The organism is Providencia sp. PROV076, from assembly GCF_028483405.1.
GTDB classification, from domain to species: Bacteria; Pseudomonadota; Gammaproteobacteria; order Enterobacterales; family Enterobacteriaceae; genus Providencia; species Providencia huaxiensis.
The window spans coordinates 86,330-102,628 of record NZ_JAMPRR010000021.1 but is presented as its reverse complement, the minus strand read 5'-3'; the positions used below and the strand labels follow the sequence as shown (position 1 = coordinate 102,628).

At 41.5% G+C, this 16,299-nt stretch carries 14 protein-coding genes; 7 read left to right on the top strand and 7 right to left on the bottom strand.

The genetic code is table 11. The features are described from left to right. Positions 1 to 3: 3 nt before the first annotated feature. Positions 4 to 624, top strand: coding sequence for a peptidylprolyl isomerase (locus tag PSF67_RS14895; protein WP_102138269.1), 621 nt, complete (start codon positions 4 to 6; stop codon positions 622 to 624). Positions 625 to 748: 124 nt separating this feature from the next. Beyond that, entirely contained in the window at positions 749 to 1,489 is a 741-nt protein-coding gene (gene cysQ / locus PSF67_RS14890) for a 3'(2'),5'-bisphosphate nucleotidase CysQ (protein WP_272677227.1), read from the top strand. Positions 1,490 to 1,533: 44 nt separating this feature from the next. On the opposite strand, the gene mqo is transcribed toward cysQ, so the two are convergent. The 4 genes from mqo to PSF67_RS14870 form a co-directional block, all read right to left on the bottom strand. Then, a complete protein-coding gene (gene mqo, locus PSF67_RS14885; protein WP_102138234.1) occupies positions 1,534 to 3,027 on the bottom strand; it encodes a malate dehydrogenase (quinone) in 1,494 nt (497 codons plus the stop codon). An 8-nt stretch (positions 3,028 to 3,035) separates the two neighbouring features. Next, the gene (locus tag PSF67_RS14880) at positions 3,036 to 3,425 is read right to left on the bottom strand and encodes a cupin domain-containing protein (RefSeq protein ID WP_102138233.1); all 390 of its coding nucleotides are present in this window, start codon (positions 3,423 to 3,425) and stop codon (positions 3,036 to 3,038) included. A gap of 314 nt (positions 3,426 to 3,739) precedes the next feature. Then, positions 3,740 to 4,330, bottom strand: a complete 591-nt coding sequence (nudK, locus tag PSF67_RS14875) for a GDP-mannose pyrophosphatase NudK (RefSeq protein ID WP_166263982.1) — start codon at positions 4,328 to 4,330, stop codon at positions 3,740 to 3,742. 115 nt (positions 4,331 to 4,445) lie between these two features. Then, on the bottom strand, positions 4,446 to 4,850 hold the full coding sequence (locus PSF67_RS14870) for a YgiW/YdeI family stress tolerance OB fold protein (protein WP_210843119.1): 405 nt from the start codon (positions 4,848 to 4,850) through the stop codon (positions 4,446 to 4,448). 177 nt (positions 4,851 to 5,027) lie between these two features. Here PSF67_RS14870 and qseB point away from each other — a divergent pair, with 177 nt between their 5' ends. Next, on the top strand, positions 5,028 to 5,690 hold the full coding sequence (gene qseB / locus PSF67_RS14865; RefSeq protein WP_102138231.1) for a quorum sensing response regulator transcription factor QseB: 663 nt from the start codon (positions 5,028 to 5,030) through the stop codon (positions 5,688 to 5,690). Continuing rightward, a complete protein-coding gene (gene qseC, locus PSF67_RS14860; RefSeq protein ID WP_272677246.1) occupies positions 5,690 to 7,051 on the top strand; it encodes a quorum sensing histidine kinase QseC in 1,362 nt (453 codons plus the stop codon). Before qseB ends, qseC begins: the two co-directional genes overlap by 1 nt. 204 nt (positions 7,052 to 7,255) lie before the next feature. Here the strand turns inward: qseC and PSF67_RS14855 are convergent, their stop codons facing one another. After that, a complete protein-coding gene (locus tag PSF67_RS14855; RefSeq protein WP_102138230.1) occupies positions 7,256 to 7,813 on the bottom strand; it encodes a YtfJ family protein in 558 nt (185 codons plus the stop codon). Between the two features lie 290 nt (positions 7,814 to 8,103). Here PSF67_RS14855 and PSF67_RS14850 point away from each other — a divergent pair, with 290 nt between their 5' ends. Next, the gene (locus tag PSF67_RS14850; protein WP_004905964.1) at positions 8,104 to 8,310 is read left to right on the top strand and encodes a DUF1107 domain-containing protein; all 207 of its coding nucleotides are present in this window, start codon (positions 8,104 to 8,106) and stop codon (positions 8,308 to 8,310) included. A 75-nt stretch (positions 8,311 to 8,385) separates the two neighbouring features. On the opposite strand, the gene PSF67_RS14845 is transcribed toward PSF67_RS14850, so the two are convergent. Together PSF67_RS14845 and msrA are read right to left on the bottom strand one after the other, a co-directional pair. Further along, the gene (locus tag PSF67_RS14845; RefSeq protein ID WP_166263988.1) at positions 8,386 to 9,753 is read right to left on the bottom strand and encodes a hemolysin family protein; all 1,368 of its coding nucleotides are present in this window, start codon (positions 9,751 to 9,753) and stop codon (positions 8,386 to 8,388) included. Between the two features lie 253 nt (positions 9,754 to 10,006). Beyond that, positions 10,007 to 10,648 (bottom strand): peptide-methionine (S)-S-oxide reductase MsrA, encoded by a 642-nt coding sequence (msrA, locus tag PSF67_RS14840; RefSeq protein WP_195697868.1) that lies wholly within the window; start codon positions 10,646 to 10,648, stop codon positions 10,007 to 10,009. A gap of 133 nt (positions 10,649 to 10,781) precedes the next feature. Here msrA and tamA point away from each other — a divergent pair, with 133 nt between their 5' ends. Continuing rightward, positions 10,782 to 12,524 carry an autotransporter assembly complex protein TamA gene (gene tamA, locus PSF67_RS14835; protein WP_102138227.1) on the top strand — a complete coding sequence of 581 codons (1,743 nt, stop codon included), beginning with the start codon at positions 10,782 to 10,784 and terminating at the stop codon, positions 12,522 to 12,524. Beyond that, positions 12,521 to 16,297, top strand: a complete 3,777-nt coding sequence (gene tamB, locus PSF67_RS14830; protein ID WP_272677226.1) for an autotransporter assembly complex protein TamB — start codon at positions 12,521 to 12,523, stop codon at positions 16,295 to 16,297. The genes tamA and tamB overlap by 4 nt, the downstream gene beginning before the upstream one ends. The last annotated feature ends 2 nt before the right edge of the window (positions 16,298 to 16,299 follow it).

Genomic DNA, 16,299 nt, shown 5'->3' with positions numbered 1-16,299 from the left:
TTCATGGCAAACCAAAATTTCGATTCGGTAGAAGCTCAAGCGAGTTATGGCATAGGTCTACAAGTTGGGCAGCAATTATTAGAGTCAGGGCTAGAAGGTTTAGTGCCAAATGCAATTTTAGCCGGCCTCGTTGACGCTTTAGAAGGCAATATGCCATCAGTGCCTGTTGAAACATTGCATAAAGCACTGCGTGAAATTCATGAGCGTGCAGATGCCGTTCGTGTTGAGCGTCAGGCAGCATTAGCAGAAGAAGGCCAAAAATTCCTAGATGAAAACCAAAAGCGTGATGGTGTTTCAACGACTGAGTCTGGCTTACAATTTTCAGTTGTTAACCAAGGTGATGGCGCAATCCCATCCCGCTCAGACCGCGTACGCGTTCACTATACAGGCCGTTTAATTGATGGCTCTGTGTTTGATAGCTCAGTACAGCGTGGGCAGCCAGCAGAGTTTCCTGTAAGCGGTGTTATCCCGGGTTGGATTGAAGCATTGACCCTGATGCCTGTTGGTTCTAAATGGGAATTATATATTCCTCATCAATTAGCTTATGGTGAGCGTGGTGCTGGCGCATCAATCCCGCCATTCAGCACATTAGTATTTGAAGTTGAATTACTTGAAATTTTATAATTTCTGTTAGTTCAGTTCACAGCTAAAAAGCCTCATTGTCTTTGGACTTTGGGGCTTTTTTTATGGCGTTAATTTCACACAATTGCTACTCTTGCTGTAAAGGGTCATCAGAGAGGTGAATAACATGCTACAGCAAATTTGCGAACTAGCTCAAGAAGCGGGTTATGCAGTTATGGAAACATATAATGCGCAAGAACCTTTACAGGTTGAACACAAAAGTGATAATTCGCCTGTTACCGAGGCCGATATTGCCGCCCACAATGTGATCACAGAGGGTCTTGCTCGTATTGCCCCTGATATCCCCCAATTGTCCGAAGAAGACCCGCCAGAATGGCCAATTAGGCAGAATTGGCAACGTTATTGGTTGATTGACCCATTGGATGGAACGAAAGAATTTATTAATCGTAATGGGGATTTTACGGTTAATATTGCCCTTATCGAGAATGGTGTACCAACAATGGGGGTGGTATATGCCCCGGCCAAAGGGTTGTTGTATTACGCTGAAGGCAATCAGGCATGGAAGGAAGAAGGTGGTCATAAGCAACTTATTCATGTAAATGATGCTAAACCACCGGTTATTGTTATTAGCCGTTCCCATCAAGATAATGAATTAATGGATTATTTAAAACAAATGGGAGAACACACGACAGTAGAAATTGGTTCTTCACTCAAGTTTTGTTTAGTCGCAGAAGGAAAAGCGCAGCTTTATCCACGTTTTGGGCCTACAAATATTTGGGACACTGCGGCTGGGCATGCGATTGCGATTGCTGCAGGGGCAAAAGTTGTTGATTGGAATGGAAAAACGCTTGATTACACGCCTAGGGAGTCTTTTTTGAACCCTGGCTTTCGGGTGATTTTATTCTAAACCTCAATAAAGGTTGGGAAGTTATTTCCCAACCTAATTAGTCACTAATTATCTAGTTTTAGAACTTTAGCTGTCGCAGTACGAATATCTAAACAGGCTTTTGCATCTGTTTTTAAATCAATTCCATAGGTTGGAATGATATCTTTTAAGCGTGTTTCCCAGCCATCGGCCTTGAGTTGCTCATCAAAACAGGTTTTTAATACATTTAGTGCAATAAATGCCGCTGTCGATGCCCCCGGAGATGCTCCCATCAATACCGTAAATGATTTATCTGCACTGGTAATCAGTTCTGTACCAAACTCTAAAACCCCTTTTTTATCATGGTCAGGTTTAATAATTTGTACTCGTTGCCCTGCAACCACCTCTTTCCAATCTTCATGCTGTGCTTCTGGGTAGAATTGTTGCAACATGGCGAATTGGTGAGCAGAAGTTTGCAGCACTTGGCCTACTAAGTATTCTGCGAGTGACCAGTTATCTTTCGCCACCGCAAGCATTGGCTCAAGGTTATTCAATTTCACCGATTCAAACAGGTCTAAATAAGAGCCGTGTTTAAGGAATTTACTCGAAAAACCGGCATAAGGCCCGAATAAGAGAGAGCGTTTACCCCCAATAATGCGCGTGTCTAAGTGTGGAACAGACATTGGTGGAGAGCCTTTGTCGGCTTTACCGTAAACTTTTGCATGGTGGCGAGAGGCAATTTCTTCGTTATCGCAACGCAGCCAGATCCCACTGACAGGGAACCCACCATACCCTTTTCCTTCAGGGATCCCCGATTTTTGTAGTAACTCGATCGCTCGACCGCCTGCACCCACGAACACAAACTTCGCGGAAGTGATTGTTTTTTCATGGGTCACAAGGTTTTTAACTTCAATATTCCATCTGCCATCGGTGGTTTTTTTAACATCAATGACTTCATGCTTATAATGGATTGAAAAGCCGGACTGTTCGCTTAATTGCGCGATTAATAAATGCGTTAGTGCGCCGTAATCGACATCAGCACCAGTATTAACACGGGTAACCGCAATCGCTTCTTTCGGGTCACGGCCTTCCATGATCAGTGGTGCCCATTCGTTGATCTGTTTTGGATCATCACTGTATTCCATGTTGTGGTAACAGTGGTGAGCAGACATCTGCTGGTAGCGCTGTTTTAAGAATTTTACATTGTCTTCACCCCAAACAAAGCTCATGTGTGGGCATGGGTGAATAAAGTCACGTGGATCTTTAATTTTTCCTTTAGTGACTAGGTAAGACCAGAGCTGACGAGAGAGATCGAATTCCGTATTAACTTCAAGCGCTTTACTGATATCCACCGTACCATCTGGATTTGGTGGCGTGTAGTTCATTTCACAGTTAGCAGCATGCCCTGTTCCCGCATTATTCCACGGGTGGGAACTTTCTTGAGCACAGTCGTTTAGCCTTTCAAAAACGGCGATCGTCAGTGACGGCTCAAGTTCTTTGAGAAATGTACCAAGTGTTGCACTCATGATCCCTGCGCCAATGAGGGCAATATCGACATTCTCAGCAATCGGTTTATTCATGATGGCCTCTATTTTTGTGTTGGAGTGAAGCAAAGGTCGGTGCCTTCTTGGTAGACAACATAAGCACGACGCCAAGGCTCATCACCAATAAGCCGCCATTTATGGCCAGTTCCCGTATTATCTTGCGCAAGTAAAATATCACCTGGGTTGATGATAAATTTCGAACCATCTTTGGTTTCGAATTCTAAAGTGCCTGAAAGAGTAATGACATAACGAGGAACGGGGTCTTGATGCCAATCAAAAGAGCCGCCAGAAACTGTTTCACGAAAGGTAAGCTCATTGACTGCAATGGTAGGGGTTTGGCTATCGCCTCCTGCTATATTATTAAGCTCAAGAGTGCCTTCTTCAAATAGAGAATTTCCATCTTCTCCTGTCCACATACGAACGCAGCGTATCATTTTATTTAGCTCCTTAATCACTGACTGTAATATATAACAATTATTTGATATTCATTGGATGCAAAAATAAGACTCTTAAAATGATGATAAATAAAATTAATATTATTTAAATTTAAGGTTTTTTAGTGAATAGGTCAAAGCGAAATATGTTTTATATTGGAATTATGGTTTTATTTTTTAATTAAAGAACAAAATAATAAAAGTTGATTATCTTTTTACGATTGTTTTTATTTTCATCGTTCGTTTAATGATTGATAAAAAATAGGAAAGCTCATTCTGATTTTATTTTATCATTATGAGCTATAAGAGTTGGATTAGCTTTTTAGAATAGCGTTTAGGGCAAGGTACTGGATCAACATGATGGTTTTGCCATCAACAATTTCTCCCGTTTTTATCGCATCAATGGCTTTAGGGAAAGGCCACTCTAATACTTCAATATCTTCCCCTTCTTCTTTCAGCCCACCGCCTGCATTTTGACGATGATTATCACTGTATTCAGCGATGTAAAAGTGGAGTTTTTCGGTGACTGAGCCAGGGCTCATAAAGGCTTCAAAAACTTTCTGAATTTTATCGACTTTAAAACCCGTTTCTTCTTCTGCTTCAGCAATAATTCGAGCTTCGGGAGAGGCGTTTTCGAGTAAGCCAGCAGCGGCTTCAATCAGAAAATCAGAATAGCCATTCACATAGACTGGCATGCGAAATTGACGAATTAAAATAATGCTATTTTTTATTTTGCTATATAACAAAATAACGGCACCATTGCCTCTATCGTAGACTTCGCGCTCTTGTTGTTGCCAACTACCATCTCGACGTTGTAACTCATAAGTATATTTTTTTAAAATATACCAATTATCTGAAAGTAGTTTCTCTTGAATATTACGTATTTTAGGGCGTTTTACAGTCATTAAGCAGCCTTAGTAAACAAAAATGATTTTGTTAATTTAGCACTGTTAATTTCTGTATGAAATAGGATTTAGATGGGACCTACTTTAAAGTAGGTCCCGTTGTAAACGTTGTGAATTATTTAATAATTTGGATTTGCTTAACTTCGACTTCTCTTGAATTCCAGTCTTTATCAATTTTACCGCGAATTTCAACTTTATCTTTTGGCGTTACATTTATACCGTTCCAACGCTTTTCGCTGATTTCTAAATTAATAGTGCCAGTACCATCGGTGAATTCATAATGTTTATGGTCGAGTTGTTTGACGATATTCCCACGTAAAATAACCCAGCTGTCATCTGACATATCAAGCGCTTTCGCAACTGTCATTTCCCCACTATTTGGGCCGATGAAACCACCCGCTTGAGAGGTTTGAGTTGTTGTATTTGTGACTGCGCCTGGGCCGTCAAAACCACCATTTGCAGCGAAAACAGGTGCACTTGCGAGTGCAGCGACTAAAGCGATTACAGGTAATTTTTTCATCATCAATATCTCCAAATGGACATGAATTTGTTTGTATGGAGGGTATTAAACCAAGTAAATCTTAACAGGATCTTAAGAAACTTAACTAACGAATTATATTTTTAATTTTATTAATAATAGCTAGTCATCTTAAGGCTGATGGGATAAATATAATAATATTCTGATGTGGGGGATATTATGCGAATTCTTTTAATTGAAGATGACAGGCTAATTGGTGATGGTTTAAAAGTGGGTTTAACGCAACTAGGGTTTACGGTTGACTGGTTTATGGATGGTAAACAAGGACAGCTGGCTTTATTTGATGCACCTTATGATGCTGTTGTACTCGATCTTTCGTTACCTAATATTGATGGCATGGATATTTTAAAACATTGGCGCAAAGAAGGACGCGATGAGCCTGTCTTGATTTTGACGGCGCGTGATGCATTAGATCAACGTGTTCAAGGGCTTCAACAAGGGGCTGATGATTATCTGTGTAAACCTTTCGCTTTAATGGAAGTCATGGCGCGTTTGCAAGCGTTGATCCGCCGCCGAAGTGGGCAACTGTCTTCTAAACTCACACATGGTGATGTCGAAATGGATCCGGTTGCAATGACGGTGACACAGCAAGGTGAGCCTGTACAACTAAAGGGGAAAGAGTTTGCCTTACTCTCTTTATTTATGCATAACCCAAATAAAGTTTTTTCTCGTCCTTTAATTGAAGAAAAATTATATAACTGGGATGAAGAGGTTTCTAGTAACTCGGTTGAGGTACATATCCACCATTTACGACGCAAATTAGGTAATAAATTTATTCGAACTATTCATGGTGTAGGCTATCGATTAGGTGATGATAAATGATGAAGACATTTAGTCTTAGGCTGAAACTCACGTTAATGCTGCTCCTGTTAGCGTTGCTGACATGGGGGATCGCAAGTTCGCTAGCATGGTATCAAAGCTATAAAACGATTAATGAACTGTTTGATACCCAGCAAATGGCGTTTGCTAAACGGTTATCAGTTTTACCATCCGACTTTGAATTGAGCCGGCCTTCACTGACTAAAACCAAAAAATTATTACGAAAGAACCGTGGCCATCAGGATGACGATGCACTGGCATTTGCTATCTTTACACCCGATGGCAAAATGGTTTTAAACGACGGTGATAACGGTAGAGATATTGTCTATCAATTTAAACGAGAAGGTTTTACGGATGGGATGATCCAAGGAAGTGATGACCCTTGGCGCTTTGTATGGCTAAAATCTCAAGATGGTCAATACGTTATCGCGGTAGGGCAGGAGTGGGAATACCGGCAAGAAATGGCAACTGATATTATGGTGGCACAATTTATGCCTTGGTTGATTGCTTTGCCAATCATGTTATTACTATTTTTATGGCTACTGACACGCGCTTTACGCCCATTGAAGGATGTAGCAAAGCAGTTGTATCACCGAAAACCCGATGAACTAACTCCAGTGCAAGTGGCGCGTATTCCCAGTGAAGTCAGACCTATTATTGACTCCATGAATGTGTTGCTTGGTCGTATTAATGAAATGTTTGCCCGTGAACGACAATTTACCTCCGATGCGGCTCATGAACTACGTAGTCCACTCGCAGCATTAAGGGTGCAGGCAGAAGTGGTACAAATTGCGGGGAATAATGCCGATATCCGTAACCATGCAGTAGCGAATTTATCAGAAGGTATTGATAGGGCAACAAGGCTTGTTGACCAACTACTGATGTTGTCTCGGTTAGAATCATCCACTCAACTTGATGATATTACAGTTGTATCTTGGCCTGCATTAATTGAATCGGCGATAAAAGATGTGGAACCTGAAGCGCAAGAGCAGCAAACAACCCTAATAAACACCCGAGTTGCTAGCCCCCCTGATTTTCAAGGCCAACCATTACTACTCAATGCGTTACTGAGAAATTTACTCAATAATGCTATACGTTATGGGAAAAAAGCTGGGCGAGTGGAGATTATTTTGTATGCTGATCACCTTGAAATTCAAGATGATGGTGATGGTGTGACACCTGAGGTTTTACAGCGGCTAGGTGAGCGTTTTTATCGTCCTCCGGGGCAAGAGAAGACAGGGAGTGGCTTAGGGCTCTCCATTGTTAAGCGGGTTGCACAATTACATCATTTGCAGGTGATTTTTACTCATGGCGCTAATGGTGGTTTTTGTGCCAAGGTCTATTGGAATGAAACTAAAACGTGATAATGAGCACATTAGTCATGATTGTTTATTAAAATAATAATCATAATTATGCATATTTAATGTAAGGGCATTTTAGCATAACTCACTATTTTGGGCTCAAGAGCGATAGGCTGAATTGTAGGTGTAGTGTGCGAAATTACGCACACTACATATACGCGCACTACATAGTAGTAAAAGTTTGATAGTAGTAAAAGTTTGCCCTTATTAGTTTAGCGATGACACTAACAAACTAATGACTTTTTGAATTTCTTGGGTATTTAATTCACCATCTTTGAAGAACAACACTTTCCCTTGATTATCCAATACGATGATTGCCGAGCTTTCTGGTTTCAAGCCCCATGCGTTCTTTACTGTCCCCTCACTATCAACAATAAATTGTGAGTAAGGAAACTCTTTTTTGCTATCTTCAACGCTATTTTTAACAAAGACACCAGTACCAAAAATTGCATCATCGGTATTAATGATTGTCGTTGTCTGATAGGTATTATGAGGGAATTTGGCTTGCTTGATAGCTTCAACTAAGGGGGCATTGAGCTCTTTTGCTGAAGAGCGGCCTGCAATGTGCTGGATAGTACGCACCTTTCCAACGAGTTGTTGGCTTTTCCACGGTTGATAATCCAACTTCCCTTCATTATTCATCACAAGCTCACCTTTATCGGTGACGGAAATAGCAGGAACAGATTGGTTTAATTGAATATTTGCTGCAGAAGCTACTGCTGATACCCCAAGCAAGCATATTAAAAGTAAATAATTTCTTATCATAAAAGCTCCTTGATTGATGATTTTGCCATGTGAGCCTAGTGGTTTGTTGGATGACTACTATTTATAGCATAGCTCATCGGATGAGTTACAAGGGGTAATTTAACATTTTTTTAAAATTTAGAATAAAAGCAAAGTTTATGGGGTTTTAACAGTTAATTTACAGTGTCATGTTATGTCAGTAAATTGAATAAAACTGCAATTTTAGAACCAAAGTGAAAATTTCTGGTCTATGATTATTGAACGGTATGAGTTATTGAATATCGTAAGAACAAAGGGGAGGCAAAGTTCTAATGAAAATTTTTAACCGTTATAACCCATCGAAGATTGCTCTTTACGTCAAAACGCTATTCCGTGGCAGGCTCTATATTAAGGATTTTGGGGCATTTGAGTTTAATTATGGGAAAATTCTACCACCTAAAATCAGTGATAAGCGCCATTACAATGTGATGAGTGAGGTCAATAAACAGGTTTCATTATTGCAGGCAGAACTGGGGTAGGTTAATCAAGAAGGTTTTGGTTAACAACGCGCCACACGGGTGGCGCATTGAAAGAAACGGCTTCGCTATCAAGCACTAATGTTCAGTACCTTTTGTTTGTTGTTTTGCGTCAGCCGTTTCAATAGTATTTTTTCCGGGCTGTACAACCACTGGTGATGGCACCGTAGTAAGGCGAGTTACGAGTAGTTGGTCTATTTTGTAATTATCGATATCGACAACTTCAAATTTATAGCCCGCATATTTCACATAATCTGTGCGCTTTGGCATTCTTCTTAACCGGTACATCATAAACCCTGCGATGGTTTCATAGTTGCTAAAGTCAGGGAAATCATCAATATCCAAAATGCGCATCACATCTTCGATTGGCGTTCCGCCTTCAACTAACCAAGAATTCTCATCACGGACCACGATTTGCTCTTCTTGCCCTGGGCCAATTAAATCACCCATTAAAGTGATCATTACATCATTGATGGTAATGATACCCATGACCAATGCATATTCGTTGAGAATAACAGCAAAATCGACCGCATTTGCTTTAAAGGCTTCTAAGGTATCTGATAGTGATAGGGTGTCAGGGATCATTAGCGTATTTCTAATGTGAGCGCCTTCTTTTAAGCTTAAACTTTGCCCATTGAGTACACGGTTAAGTAATTCTTTTGAATCAACATAACCGATAACATGGTCAATATCCCCTGCACAGACCAAGAACTTAGAATGTGGCTGAGTTGAAATTTTATGTTTGATGCTTTCTTCTGACTCGTCTTTGTCAAAATAAATGATACTTTCACGCGGAGTCATCGCTGATGGCACAGTACGTGATTCTAGCTCGAAGACATTCTCAATTAATTCATGTTCTTGTTTACGTAACACACCCGCAACCGCCCCTGCTTCAACCACCGCAAAGATATCATCAGAAGTAATGTCTTCATTACGTGACGTAGGTAATTTGAATAATTTAAAAAACAGGTTCGCAAGGCCATTAAAAAACCAGACTAATGGACCCAGTATCACTAAACAGAAGCGCATCGGATTCACGATACGAATAGCAATGGCTTCAGGTTTTACCATACCGATACGTTTTGGTGTTAAATCAGCCACTAAAATAAACAAACTTGTCACAATGGTGAATGACAGGATTGATGAAACTTGTTGAGCCCAGCTAGGGGATAAAAACTGAATAAAGATATCGTACAGAGCCGGGGAGAAAGCCGATTCCCCCACAATACCTGCAAGGATAGCAACGGCATTTAAACCAATTTGAACGACGGTAAAAAACATTCCCGGCATTTCTTGTAATTTAAGCACGCGAGCCGCGTTAATGTTGCCTTCATCGGCCATGAGCTTAAGTTTAATACGGCGGGAAGCCGCCAGAGAAATTTCTGACAAAGAAAAGAATGCGCTGATTGCGCATAATAATAGAACAATTAATAAACTGTTGAGCATAAGTTATCCAGCCAATCAAAGGAAGAACCCATAAAATTCAAAAATCTCTGAAGGCATAGTCTCGCGTATTTAAATATATTGAGTATGCAAATATATGTTGCGCAATATGCGCAAATTGTTGATATGTTGCATGAGTATAGCACCGAGGTGATTTATCTGCCTAGATATTCATCGTCATTCAAGCTGCTTTAAGTCATATTGGAAAGCAACTTGAATGGTTGGGAAGATGAACTCACTGTATTAAGTTATTGATTTATTTGTTTAACGAAGGCGGTAAACAGATACCAATCCCTCCTAATCCACAATATCCATTCGGGTTTTTGTATAAGTACTGCTGGTGGTAATCTTCTGCGAAATAAAACGTGTCTAAAGGTGCTATTTCGGTCGTGATTGCACGAGAGTCATGCTGCGCTTTCATTGCATTTTGGTAAGCTTGCAGTGTTTCCATTGCTTGCTGGTCTTGCTCATCTGACACAGTATAAATGGCGGAGCGATATTGGCTTCCCATGTCATTCCCTTGGCGCATGCCTTGTGCAGGGTCATGGTTTTCCCAAAATAATGTCAATAGTTGAGAGTAACTGATAATTTGTGGGTCAAAAACAACACGAACCGCTTCTGCGTGGCCAGTGCGTCCTGAGCAAACCTCTTCGTAGGTTGGGTTAGGGGTCACACCACCACAATAGCCAGCAGAAGTTGAATAAACCCCAGCTTGCTGCCAAAATAGTCGTTCAACTCCCCAAAAACAGCCCATGGCAAAATAAGCAATTTCCATATTCTTAGGAATAATCTCAATCGAATGATGGTTAAGCGCATGATATGGTGAGTAAGTCATAGCAGTTGCTCTGCCGGGCAGAGGTTGTGCAATACTTGCAGAGTGAAATTTATTAAAAGGCATAATGATTCCTATATGTATTGACCACACAAATAATCTAAAAGTAGGGATAAAAACTTGTGTCTATGGCGAATTTTACTCAAAATAAATTGATATGAAGTATTTAGTCAATCGAACAATCACCTTAGGAGTAGGCGTGTCGAAATACCCTCTAATTTGTTTTCTCTGCCTAACTGCGGCAGTGCCAGTGGTACACGCAGCTAATCTTCGCCTTAATATTGAAGGCCTTGAAGGACAACTTAATCAAAACGTTCGCGTACAGCTGTCTAATATATCGCAAGATGAGGTTGTGCCAAATGGTCGTTTTCGAGCCCGTGTTGAGAAAGCAATTAAAGAAGGTTTAAAGCCTTTAGGTTACTACCAACCCACGGTTGAATTTAGCTATGAAGAAAAAACCCCGCCTGCTCGTTCCGTTTTAACCGCCAAGGTCACTCCTGGAGAACCTATTTTATTAAAAGGGGTGAATGTTGAGTTACAAGGTGGAGCAAAAACGGATCCAGACTATGAAAAGATGCTCAAACAATATACGCCAAAGCTTGATACTATCCAAAATGATGGCGAATACGAAGAATTTAAAGGGCGCTTTAGCAGTTTAGCCGTTCGTAAAGGTTATTTTGATGCGATGATGGAGAAAAGCCAACTGGGTATTTCTCTTGATCACCATGCGGCTTATTGGGATTTTGATTTTAACAGTGGTGAACGCTATCGGTTTGGTGCTATTTCTTATTCAGGTTCACAAATTCGTGAAGATTACCTGAACAACCTTGCTCCTTTCAAAAAAGGGGAATACTACACATCAGAACAACTTGCTGAATTTAATCGTCGGTTAGCAGAAACAGGTTGGTTCACTTCTGCGATTGTGACGCCACGCATCGTGAGTGCTCGAAAAGAAAACTCCTATGAGTTACCGATGGAAGCGGTAATGACCCCTAGAGCCAAAAATTTTATTGAGCTCGGTGGGGGGTATGCAACAGATGTGGGCCCTCGCGTTAAAGCCACATGGAATAAGCCGTGGATCAACTCCCGTGGGCAAAGTTTAACGTCCAGTATTAGTTTGTCACAACCAGAACAATTAATTGATGCGAGCTATAAAATTCCACTAAAAGCTAACCCGCTTGAGCAATATTATGCGGTTCAAGGGGGCTTTAAACGTACAGATTTAAATGATACCCAAGCGAATACAACAACCTTGAATGTGTCTCGTAATTGGGATTATTCATCCGGTTGGCAATATGGCGTAAACATGCGTTGGATGCTGAGTAACTTTACCCAAGCCAACGTGACGAATACGACGATGTTGTTATATCCCGGGGCCTATGTGAGCCGTATTCGCCAACGCGGCGGTGTGATGCCAACATGGGGAGATAGCCAACGTTACTCTATTGATTACTCAAATAAAATTTGGGGTTCAGACATCGATTTTGCGGTACTGCAAGCCAAAAACGTATGGATCAGAACGCCATGGGAAGGTCATCGCTTTGTTGTTCGTGGAAATATCGGTTGGATTGAAACGAACGACTTCGACAAAGTTCCACCGGACTTGCGTTTCTTTGCAGGGGGTGACGGCAGTGTGCGTGGGTATGGTTACCAAAAGATCTCGCCAGAAAATAGTAAAGGTAAGCTGACAGGGGCATCAAAATTGGCCGTAGGCTCTGTAGAATACCAATATAACTTTACAGGGAATTGGTGGGGAGCAACCTTTATTGATAGTGGTGAAGCCGTTGATAACTTTAAAAATAGTGATTTTAAAACGGGTGCGGGAGTCGGTATCCGCTGGGTCTCACCGGTTGGGCCAATAAAATTAGACTTAGCAAAACCTATCGGTGATCCAGATAACAACAAAATACAGTTTTATATCGGCTTGGGGACTGAGTTATGAGGTGGTTGAAGTGGCTAAAATGGACAAGTCTTTCCATTTTATTAATTCTTGTTTTGATTATTGCTGCACTCAGTTGGGTGATTGGAACACAGTCTGGTCTTCACTTTGCATTAAATACAGCGACACGCTTTGTTCCTGAATTAACCATTGATAAAATTGACGGGGATATTAGTAACTTAACGTTAAGTGGCGTTAAATACCAAATGCCAGGTGTTGATGTTAATGCAGGAAAACTAAATTTAGCCGTACGTCTAGGTTGTTTAACAAGCCGTGAGCTATGTGTCGACAACTTAGGTACGGAAAATGTCACTGTCAATGTTGATACCTCACAGTTTCCCCCTTCAGAAGAAACGCCACCATCTGAACCTTTGACTGAACTCAAGGCACCTTTAACCATTCGTTTGAATCAATTGGCTTTGGTTTCAACGCACGTTAATGTGGATGGCATGGACATCGATTTAGCCAAATTTACCACAGGGGTCACGTGGGAAGGGAAAGCGATCACTATCATTCCAACCGATATCATTGATTTGGCCATTAATTTACCTGAAACCAAATCAGATGCAGCCGTTGAAGAGAAACAACCAGAACCAACTCCGATAAATGACCAAAAATCATTAGCGGACGAATTAAAAGCGCTATTTTCTAAGCCGTTACTCGCTGAATTACCAGAGGTTATTTTACCTGTTGATTTAAATGTTGATGGCATTAATGCTTCGAATTTTCAATTAACGGGAGCGACTGAACTTAAAATTAACCAATTACACTTGAGTCTTTCGAATGAAGGGCAACAAGTTTTAGTTAAACAGTTAAAAGTCGATGCACCGCAAGGGAATGTTGCGTTATCTGGCACAGCAACATTGCAAGATAAATGGCCAGTCTCATTGTCGGTCGTGGGTGAAAGCCGTTTAGAGGATTTAGACGGGCAAAAAATAGACCTCTCCTTAAAAGGCGGTTTGGTTGATGAGCTAAAATTGGCATTGAACTTACACGGGCCAATTAATGCGAAATTAGATGCAGAAACAGATTTGTCACAAGCAGACCTGCCTATTTTGCTGACATTAGAAAGTGATAAGCTAACGTGGCCGTTAGTGGGGGAAGCGCAATACCAACTCGATGGAACACGGTTGCGTTTAAATGGCCGGCCATCGGCTTATGACATGTCTGTACGCTCAGCTATCACTGGGCAGGATTTGCCCCCTTCGACCTTGCTATTAGATGCGAAAGGCAATGAAGAGCAAATTAATTTAACTCGTTTACGTTTAGCTGCTTTACAGGGTAATGCGGATATTACAGGTGTTGCGGACTGGAGCAAGGCGATTAGTTGGAATGCAGTATTGACCTTGTCGGGGATTAATACTGCCAAACAGTACCCTGAATGGCCTGCTAAAGTGGATGGCAAGATTGCTACTCGCGGAAGTTTATACGGTGGTAGCTGGCAGTTAGATATCCCTGAAATTATTTTGGATGGTAATGTCAAAAATAATCTCTTGAAAGCACGCGGCAAAGCCAAAGGTAACGCAGCAGGCCAATGGGATATTCCAAACTTCAATTTGGCACTGGGTAAAAATAATGTCGACGTAAAAGGCTCCCTTGCTGATAAATGGAACCTTGATGCCAAAATTAATGCCCCCGCACTCAATGGTTTGCTACCTGGCTTAGGTGGTGTGATTGCCGGTGATGTGAAATTACGGGGTAATTTAGAGACGCCAGAAGCGCTTGTTGACCTCACCGCACGCGGTGTGAAGTGGCAGGACGACCTTGCTATCGAGAATGTTGTTATCAAAGGAAATGTGGCAACAGGCGAGCAAATTAAAGGGGATCTATCCGTTGTTCTGCGTCAATTAAAACAAGGCGACCTTGTCGTCAATAACCTAACTTTAGATGCGAAAGGCAGTGAAAAACAGCATACGTTAAAATTGAATATGAAAGGTGAGCCGGTTTCTGGTCAATTAGCATTAGCAGGCAGTTTTGACCGGCAGACTGAAGTGTGGAAAGGGAATTTATCTAACACCTTATTTGATACGGTGGTGGGTGAATGGCGCTTAAACCAAGCAATGTCACTCGATTATGCCAACCAAACCCAAGAAGTGACCATTGGACGGCATTGTTGGGTTAACCCGAACGCCCGTTTGTGTGTACCAAAACCGATTAAAGCGGGTAAAAGTGGTAGCGCAGATATCGTATTAGAACGTTTTGATCTCGCCATGATCAAACCCTTTATGCCACAAGATACTCGAGTCAGTGGCGTATTTACGGGTAAAGCCAATGCCATTTGGCAAGCGGATGGCAGCATGCCACAAGTGAAGCTGGACTTGCGAGGAAATGATGTCAAAGCAGTTCAGTTTGTGGATGGAACCCGTTTGCCTATTGCTTTTGATACCTTAACGTTAAGTGCTGGGTTGAAAAATGGTAAGGCAGATCTTAGCTGGTTATTTGGGTTAGCTAATAACGGACAGATGCGCGGTAACATCCAAGTGTCTGATATTGAAAAACGTCGCTTGTTGTCGGGTAATGTTGAAATTAATTCGGTGACATTAGATTTAATCAAGCCGTTACTGGGCCAGAAGGAAGTGGCGAATGGCCGTTTAAGTGGAAATCTACGTTTAGGCGGGTCAGCCAATAACCCATTATTAAATGGGAATTTAGCGCTTTCGAGTTTAGAAGTGAAATCTGCAATGATCCCGTTTGATATCAAAAGTGGTCATTTAGGTGTTAATTTCAACGGCACGAGCTCAGTAATGAATGGCCAGATAAACACGCCAGAGGGCTATCTGAACATTGATGGTGATGCAGACTGGCGCAATATTGATGCATGGCGTGCAAAAGTCATGGCGCGAGGTAATAACCTTCGTGTTTCTTTACCGCCGATGATCCAAATTGATGTTCAACCAGATATTGTTTTTGATGCGTCGCCTTCGGTATTAACGTTAAAGGGGACGGTCAATATCCCGTGGGCACGGATCACGGTCCAAGAACTCCCTGAGTCAGCGGTAAGCCCATCTTCGGATGTGGTGATGTTAGATAGCAATTTACAGCCAATTGAGGAAAAAGCGCCATCCATTCCTATTCAGACCAATTTGGATATTAAAATTGGCAACGATGTGCAATTAGACGCATTTGGCTTAAAAGCACGTCTGACCGGTTTATTGAAAGTAGTTCAGAATATCCATGGCTTACACATTAATGGCCAAGTGGATATTCCAGCAGGTCGTTTCCGTGCTTATGGGCAAGATTTGATTGTACGTAAAGGCCAAATTCAGTTCTCAGGCCCTGCAGACCAACCATTCTTAAACTTAGAAGCGATACGTAACCCAGACAACACAGCGGATAACGTGATTGCAGGGGTGAAGGTCACAGGCCTTGCGGATAAACCGAAAGTAGAAATATTCTCTGAACCTGCGAAAACACAACAAGAAGCGCTTTCTTACTTATTAAGAGGAGAGGGCTTAGATAGTGGGGACGCAAATGGTTCACAAATGACATCTATGTTAATCGGCTTAGGTGTAGCACAAAGTGGGCAACTCGTGGGTAAAATTGGTGAGACATTTGGAGTCTCTGATTTAGCCGTCGATACCCAAGGTGTGGGGGATGGTTCTCAAGTCGTTGTAAGTGGTAAGATCACTAATGATTTACAAGTGAAGTATGGAGTTGGTATCTTTGACTCATTGGCGACGTTAACCTTACGTTATCGGTTGATGCCAAAACTGTATTTAGAAGCTGTGTCTGGTGTTAATCAGGCATTGGATCTCCTTTACCAATTTGAGTTTTAGAT

What these genes read in the sequence shown, in the direction of transcription:
- mqo (WP_102138234.1), bottom strand. Translation starts at nt 3,027, where the DNA reads ATGAATAAACCGATTGCTGAGAATGTCGATATTGCCCTCATTGGCGCA.
- nudK (WP_166263982.1), bottom strand. Translation starts at nt 4,330, where the DNA reads ATGACTGTAAAACGCCCTAAAATACGTAATATTCAAGAGAAACTACTT.
- PSF67_RS14895 (WP_102138269.1), top strand. Translation starts at nt 4, where the DNA reads ATGGCAAACCAAAATTTCGATTCGGTAGAAGCTCAAGCGAGTTATGGC.
- qseC (WP_272677246.1), top strand. Translation starts at nt 5,690, where the DNA reads ATGAAGACATTTAGTCTTAGGCTGAAACTCACGTTAATGCTGCTCCTG.
- PSF67_RS14845 (WP_166263988.1), bottom strand. Translation starts at nt 9,753, where the DNA reads ATGCTCAACAGTTTATTAATTGTTCTATTATTATGCGCAATCAGCGCA.
- qseB (WP_102138231.1), top strand. Translation starts at nt 5,028, where the DNA reads ATGCGAATTCTTTTAATTGAAGATGACAGGCTAATTGGTGATGGTTTA.
- tamB (WP_272677226.1), top strand. Translation starts at nt 12,521, where the DNA reads ATGAGGTGGTTGAAGTGGCTAAAATGGACAAGTCTTTCCATTTTATTA.
- PSF67_RS14880 (WP_102138233.1), bottom strand. Translation starts at nt 3,425, where the DNA reads ATGATACGCTGCGTTCGTATGTGGACAGGAGAAGATGGAAATTCTCTA.
- msrA (WP_195697868.1), bottom strand. Translation starts at nt 10,648, where the DNA reads ATGCCTTTTAATAAATTTCACTCTGCAAGTATTGCACAACCTCTGCCC.
- cysQ (WP_272677227.1), top strand. Translation starts at nt 749, where the DNA reads ATGCTACAGCAAATTTGCGAACTAGCTCAAGAAGCGGGTTATGCAGTT.
- PSF67_RS14855 (WP_102138230.1), bottom strand. Translation starts at nt 7,813, where the DNA reads ATGATAAGAAATTATTTACTTTTAATATGCTTGCTTGGGGTATCAGCA.
- PSF67_RS14850 (WP_004905964.1), top strand. Translation starts at nt 8,104, where the DNA reads ATGAAAATTTTTAACCGTTATAACCCATCGAAGATTGCTCTTTACGTC.
- PSF67_RS14870 (WP_210843119.1), bottom strand. Translation starts at nt 4,850, where the DNA reads ATGAAAAAATTACCTGTAATCGCTTTAGTCGCTGCACTCGCAAGTGCA.